The 6,577-nt window shown below is 76.3% G+C and carries 4 protein-coding genes; 3 read left to right on the forward strand and 1 reads right to left on the reverse strand.

Going from position 1 to position 6,577, the window contains the following annotated elements:
• Positions 1-7: 7 nt before the first annotated feature.
• A complete protein-coding gene (locus ACFV4N_RS35020) occupies positions 8-1,552 on the reverse strand; it encodes a S8 family peptidase (RefSeq protein WP_499676950.1) in 1,545 nt (514 codons plus the stop codon).
• 295 nt (positions 1,553-1,847) lie between these two features.
• On the opposite strand from ACFV4N_RS35020, the gene ACFV4N_RS35025 reads away from it, so the two are divergent.
• The 3 genes from ACFV4N_RS35025 to ACFV4N_RS35035 form a co-directional block, all read left to right on the forward strand.
• Entirely contained in the window at positions 1,848-2,993 is a 1,146-nt protein-coding gene (locus tag ACFV4N_RS35025; RefSeq protein WP_499676951.1) for a glycosyltransferase, read from the forward strand.
• Between the two features lie 203 nt (positions 2,994-3,196).
• Positions 3,197-3,403, forward strand: a complete 207-nt coding sequence (locus ACFV4N_RS35030; RefSeq protein ID WP_499676952.1) for an MbtH family protein — start codon at positions 3,197-3,199, stop codon at positions 3,401-3,403.
• Positions 3,404-3,441: 38 nt separating this feature from the next.
• A partial coding sequence (locus ACFV4N_RS35035) for an amino acid adenylation domain-containing protein (protein ID WP_499676953.1) occupies positions 3,442-6,577 on the forward strand: 3,136 nt, incomplete at its 3' end.

Genomic DNA, 6,577 nt, shown 5'->3' on the forward strand with positions numbered 1-6,577 from the left:
TCCCGGGTCAGGTCGAGTAGCCGAGGACGCCCTCGACGACCTGGCCCTCGCAGTTCGCGGTGGTCGAGTCGAAGTGGTTGCCGGTGCCGGCGACCCGGCAGCGGTGGATCGGGTGGTTGGCGCCGGAGGCCGGGGCGTCCAGCAGGTGGCCGATCACGCCGACCACGGTGGTGCCCTCGCAGTTGGCCGCCAACGAGGTCATGTGGTCCCACCCGTTGACCAGGCACTGGTAGATCGGGTGCGTGCCGGGGCCGGGTGCGGTGTCGACCGTGCCGATCGGGCCTTCCAGCGCGTGGCCGGCGGGCGCGGACGTGCCGCTGGCGTGGTCGTTGCCCCTGCGGTAGCGGTTGAGGGTGGCCTTGGCGGGCGGTTGGGTGCCGCCGTCGGCGACGTGCAGCAGGCGGTTCGGTGAACCGGCCCCGGGGTTCTGGACGACGTTCGGCGTGGCCGCGCCGAGGAGCGCCGCGCCGACCTGGGCCGGGGTGGCGCCCGGGTTCGCCGACAGGTGCAGGGCCGCCGCGCCGGCCACGTGCGGTGCGGCCATCGACGTGCCGCTGATCGTGTTGGTGGCGGTGTCGCCGGTCGACCAGGCGCTGGTGATGCCGACGCCGGGGGCGTACAGGTCGGTGCAGGTGCCCCAGTTGGAGAAGCTCGCCCGGGCGTCGTTGCGGTCCGAGGCGTTCACGGTGAGCGCCGTCGGGACGCGGGCCGGGGAGAAGCCGCACGCGTCGGCGTTGGAGTTGCCCGAGGCCACCGCGTAGGTGATGCCCGAGGCGATGGAGTTGGCGACCGCGGCGTCCAGCGCGGCCTGCGCGCCGCCGCCGAGGCTCATGTTCGCCACCGCCGGACCGGAGCGGTTGGCGGTCACCCAGTCGACGCCCGCGATGACACCGGCCGTGGTGCCGGAGCCGGCGCAGTTGAGCACCTTGACCGCCACCAGCCGGACGCCCTTGGCCACGCCGTGGGCCGCGCCGCCGACGGTGCCCGCGACGTGCGTGCCGTGGCCGTTGCAGTCGGAGTCGTTGCCGTCGCCGCTGGTGTTGGCGCCCCAAACGGCCCGGCCGCCGAAGTCGGCGTGCGTGGTCCGGATGCCCGTGTCGATGATGTACGCGGTGACGCCCTGCGCGGTGCCGGGGTAGGTGTAGGAGTTGTCCAGCGGCAGGTTCCGCTGGTCGACCCGGTCCAGGCCCCAGGAGGGCGTGGGGCTCTGCGTGGCGCTCGCGGTGACCTCGACGTCCTGCTGCACGAACGCGACGCGGGGGTCTCCCGCGATCCTCGCGGCCTGCCGCGGCGTCGCGGTGACGGCGAAGCCGTTCAGGGCGTGGCTCCACACGTCGCGGATCCGGCCGCCGTGCGCGTCGACCACCGACGAGGCGGCGACGCCCTCGTCGAGCACGACGACGTAGCTGTCGGGGACGGCCTCGGCCCCGGCGACGGTGAGGACGTCACCGGTCGGGGCGGCGGAGGCGGTCGGGGTGAGCGCGGTCGCGGTGGCGACGACGAGGGTTCCGGTGACGAGCGCCGCCTTGGCGGGTCTGGGACGTGATCTCAACGCTGCCCTCCTGAGGCATCGGGGAGTGGATCACGGACCGGCCCGACGCTACGGAGGGATCGCCCGCGAGCGCACGGGTCGGGGCGAGGAAGGGGCTGAACAGCGCCGGGATTTCAGCTGAGCAGCCGCACCGGCCGCCGTCCCCGCGGTCGCAGGGCCGCGGCGACCGGAGGACGTGCGCGACCGCCGCCCGGGACCCCACCCGGCGCGGCCACCCCGAAGTGACGTCGGCCCGCCCGCAGGGACGGGGCGCGACGCGGCCTCCGCGAGGGGAGGACTCACTACGTTCTTCCCGGTGCGAATCCTCTTCTCAAGCCTAGGTTCACACGGGCACGCCTACCCCCTCCTGCCGCTCGCCGTCGCCGCCCGCGAGGTGGGCCACGACGTCACGTTCGTGACCAAGGCCCCGATCACGAGGGCGGTGGCCGCGCACGGCATCGACCACGTCGAGGGCGGCATGGACATGCTCGCGGCGTTCGTCCAGGCCAAGGCGAGCCCCGCGGACCGGAAGGCGCCCGATTTCCGACCCGAGCGGGTCTCGGCGGTGTTCGGCTCGATCCTGCCGCGCAGCCACGCCGCGGACCTGGCGCCGATCATCGCCGACCGCAAGCCCGACCTGGTCGTGCACGAGATCGGCAACCCCGGCGCGGGGCTGGCGGCGAAGGTCGCGGGGGTGCCCGCGGTGTGCCACTCGTTCGGGCGGATGTGGCGGCCCACCGGACCGCCCGAGGCCCTGCGCGCGCACCTGGCGGGGGTCGCCGCGGACCTGGGCGTCGACCTGCCCGACGGCGACACCATGTCGCTGGGCAACCCCTACCTCGACATCTGCCCGCCGTCGGTGCAGGACCCCGGGTTCTCCATCCCCCCGGCCCTGGTCGTCCCGCTGCGGCCGGTGGCCTTCTCCGAGCCCGGCGAGCTGCCGCCGTGGGTGCGGGAGCACCGGGAGCCGCTGGTGTACCTGACGCTGGGCACGGCGTTCGGCAACGCGGCCGTGCTGCGCACCGCCGTCGCGGGCCTGGCCGGGCTGGGGGTGAGGGTGCTGGTGTCCACCGGCCCGAGCGTCCCGGTGGAGGCGCTGGGCGAGGTGCCGGGCAACGTCGCCGTGCGGCCGTGGGTGCCGCAGGCCGAGCTGCTGGAGCACGTGGACCTCGTGGTGCACCACGGCGGCGCCGGCGGCACCCTGGGCACGTTCGCCGCGGGCGTGCCGCAACTGGTCCTGCCGCAGGGCGCCGACCAGTTCAGCAACGCCGACGTGGTGACCGCGGCCGGGCTGGGCGACCGGGTGCTCCCCGCGGACCTGACCGCCGAGGTGGTCGCGGCCAAGGCCCGCCGCCTGCTGACCGACCGGGCCGTGCTCGACGCCGCCAGGGCGATGGCCGCCGAGGTGGCCGCCATGCCCTCGCCGCACGACGTCGCCCGCGCGCTCCCCGACCACGCCTGACCCGCTCGCCGCCCGACCGCGCCCCGGAGGTCACGGGAGCGCGGTCCGGCGGGCGCGGCGCACGACCGGCGCGGCCGGGGGCGCGGGTGTGAACCTGCCGCCGAGCTGCCTCCCGCACTGCCGGAAACGCCTCCTCCCCGGGCCTAGCTTCTCCAGTGTCGCTGAACGCGAACCCCTTGTCCCACAAGCGGAGGAGCCCCGAGATGACCAACCCCTTCGACGACCAGGACGCCGAGTTCCTGGTGCTGGTGAACGAGGAGCGGCAGCACTCGCTGTGGCCGGCTTCGATCGCCGTGCCCGCGGGGTGGGAGCGGGTGCACGGCCCGGACTCCCGCGCCGCCTGCCTGGAGCACGTCGAGACCCACTGGACCGACCTGCGCCCGGCGAGCCTCGCCGCGCTGCGCGGCTGACCCGACCGACGAACGCGACGACTGGGGAGCTGATCGCGGTGACCACGACACACCCGAACGGCGCGGCCCTCCCGGGTGCGCACGAGCTGTTCGCCCGGCAGGCCGGGCGCACGCCCGGCGCGACCGCGCTGGTGTCCGGCGCGTCCCGGACGAGCTACGCCGAGCTGGACGCGCGGGCCAACCGGCTCGCCCACCACCTGGTCGACCTCGGCGTGCGGCCGGGCGAGGTCGTCGGCGTGCGCCTGCCGCGCGGGGTGGAGCTGGTCGTCGCGGTGCTCGCGGTGCTGAAGGCGGGTGGCGCGTACACCGTGCTCGACCCGCGCTTCCCCGCCGCGCGGTTGGCCTCGGTGTGCGGGCGGGCCGGGGTGCGAGTGGTGGTCCGCGCGGACGACGGCGTCCCCGCGGACGGCCTGACCACCGCCGACCCGGCCGCCGCCGAGGTCGCCGCGCGGCCCGCGACGGCGCCGGGGGTCGCGGTCTCCCCCGAGGACGTCGCGTGCGTCATGTTCACCTCCGGCTCCACGGGCGAGCCCAAGGGCGTCCTGGCGCCGCACCGCGCCCTGGTGGGCACGCTGGTCGGCCAGAACTACGCGCGGTTCGCCGCCGACGAGGTGTGGCTCCAGTGCTCCCCCGTGTCGTGGGACGCGTTCGCGCTGGAGCTGTTCGGCCCCCTGCTGCACGGCGCGACCTGCGTGCTCCAGCCGGGTGAGGCCCCCGACCCCGCGGTCATCGCGGACCTGCTCGCCGAGCACGGCGTGACCACCGCGCACGTGTCCGCGAGCCTGCTGAACTTCCTGGTCGACGAGCACCCCGGGGCGTTCGCCGGGCTGCGGGTGCTGATGACCGGCGGCGAGGCCGCCTCGACCCGCCACGTGGCGCGGCTGCTGGCGCGGCACCCCGACCTGCGGCTGGTCAACGGCTACTCCCCCGTCGAGAACATGATCTTCACGCTGTGCCACGACATCCGGCCGGCGGACACCGACCGGCCGATCCCGGTGGGCCTGCCCCTGGCGGGCAAGCGCGCCTCGGTGCTGGGGCCGGACCTGCGGCCGGCGCGGGACGGCGAGGCGGGCGAGGTCTACATGAGCGGCGTGGGCCTGGCCCACGGCTACCTGGGGCAGCCGGGGCTGACCGCGGAGCGGTTCGTGGCCGACCCCGACACGCCCGGCGGGCGCATGTACCGCACGGGCGACCTGGGCCGGGTGCGCGAGGACGGCGCGGTGGAGTTCCTGGGCCGCGCCGACGACCAGGTCAAGATCCGCGGGTTCCGCGTCGAGCCCGCCGAGGTGCAGGCCGCGCTGACCGGGCACCCGGGCGTGCGGCAGGCGGCGGTGGTCGTGCGCGAGGACCGGCCCGGCGACCGGCGCCTGGTCGGCTACGTGGTGGGCGAGGCGGAGCCCGCGGCGGTGCGGGCGCACGTCGCCGCGCTGCTGCCCGAGCACCTGGTGCCGGCGGCGGTGGTCGTGCTGGACGCGCTGCCGCTGACCGCCACCGGCAAGCTCGACCGCGCCGCGCTGCCCGCGCCGGCCGTCAAGTCCACTTCGGACAGCGCGCCGCGCACCGCGCAGGAGGAGGTGCTGTGCGGGCTGTTCGCGCGGGTGCTCGGGCTGCCGTCGGTGGGCGCGGAGGACGACTTCCTGGACCTGGGCGGCCACTCGCTGCTGGTCGCGACCCTGGTGAGCCGGGCGCGGGCCGCGCTGGGCGTGGAGCTGCGCGTCGCCGACGTGTTCGCCGCCCGCACGCCGCGCGCCCTGGCCGCCTCGCTCGGCGCGGCGTCGGCCGCCCGGCCCCCGCTGACCGCCGGGGCGCGGCCGGAGGTGCTGCCGCTGTCGTTCGCGCAGTCCCGGCTGTGGTTCCTGGACCAGGTCGAGGGCGGCGCCACCTACGCGATCCCGGTCACCGTGCGGCTGCGCGGCGACCTGGACGCCGGGGCGCTCCGCGCCGCCCTGACCGACGTGGTGGCCCGGCACGAGGCGCTGCGCACGGTGTTCCCGGTGGTGGCCGGTGAGCCCGCGCAGCGGGTGCTGGAGGGCGTCACCCCGGCGTGGACCGAGGGCGACACCACCGACGACGAGCTGGACGCGGTGGTGCGCGAGCTGGCCTCGGCGCCCTTCGCGCTGGCCGGCGAACCACCGCTGCGCGCCCACCTGCTGAGGCTCGCCGAACGGGACCACGTGCTGCTGCTGGTGCTGCACCACATCGCCGGCGACGGCTGGTCCACCGCGCCGCTGCTGCGCGACCTCGCCACCGCCTACCGCGCCCGGCTCGGCGGTCGGGAACCCGACTGGGCGCCGCTGCCCGTCCAGTACGCCGACTACGCGCTGTGGGAGCGCGGGACGGCGGACGGGGCGGACGCGCGGGTGCGCCACTGGCGCGAGGCGCTGGCCGGCCTGCCCGAGGAGTCCACGCCGCCCGCCGACCGGCCCCGGGCCGCGGTGCGCGGCGCGCACGGCGACACCGTGCCGCTGGTGCTGGACGCCGGGCTGCACCGGGCGCTGCGCGAGCTGGCCGGGAGCACCGGGTCCACGCTGTTCATGGTGCTGCACGCGGGCCTGGCCGCCCTGCTGACCCGCCTGGGCGCGGGCACGGACCTCGCCGTCGGCTCCCCGGTCGCGGGCCGCTCCGACGAGGCGCTGGACGACCTGGTGGGCTTCTTCGTCAACACCCTGGTGCTGCGCACCGACACCTCCGGCGACCCCACCTTCCGCGAGCTGCTGGACCGCGTGCGGAGGACCGACCTCGCCGCCTACGACCACCAGGACCTGCCGTTCGAGCGGCTGGTCGAGGAGCTGAACCCGGCCCGCTCGCTGTCCCGGCACCCGCTGTTCCAGGTCATGCTCGTGCTCCAGAACACGCCGCCGGCCGCGCCGGACTTCGGCGGGCTCGACGCCGAGCACCGGGTCGTGGACCTGGACGTGGCCAAGTTCGACCTCACCGTGGACGTGACCGAGACCGCCGACGGGATCACCGGCGCCGTCAAGTACGCCACGGACCTGTTCGACCGGGCCACCGCCGAGCGCTTCGCCGCGGGCCTGACCCGGCTGCTGGCCGCGTTCGCCGCCGACCCGGACACCCCGATCACCGCCGCCGACCTGCTCGACCCCGCCGAGCGCGAGCGGCTCCTGGTGACCTGGAACGGCGCCGTGGGCCCCGCCGACCGCTGCGCCCACGAGC

It is taken from the genome of Actinosynnema sp. NPDC059797, from assembly GCF_042732085.1.
Taxonomy (GTDB): domain Bacteria; phylum Actinomycetota; class Actinomycetes; order Mycobacteriales; family Pseudonocardiaceae; genus Actinosynnema.

What these genes read in the sequence shown, in the direction of transcription:
- ACFV4N_RS35030 (WP_499676952.1), top strand. Translation starts at nt 3,197, where the DNA reads ATGACCAACCCCTTCGACGACCAGGACGCCGAGTTCCTGGTGCTGGTG.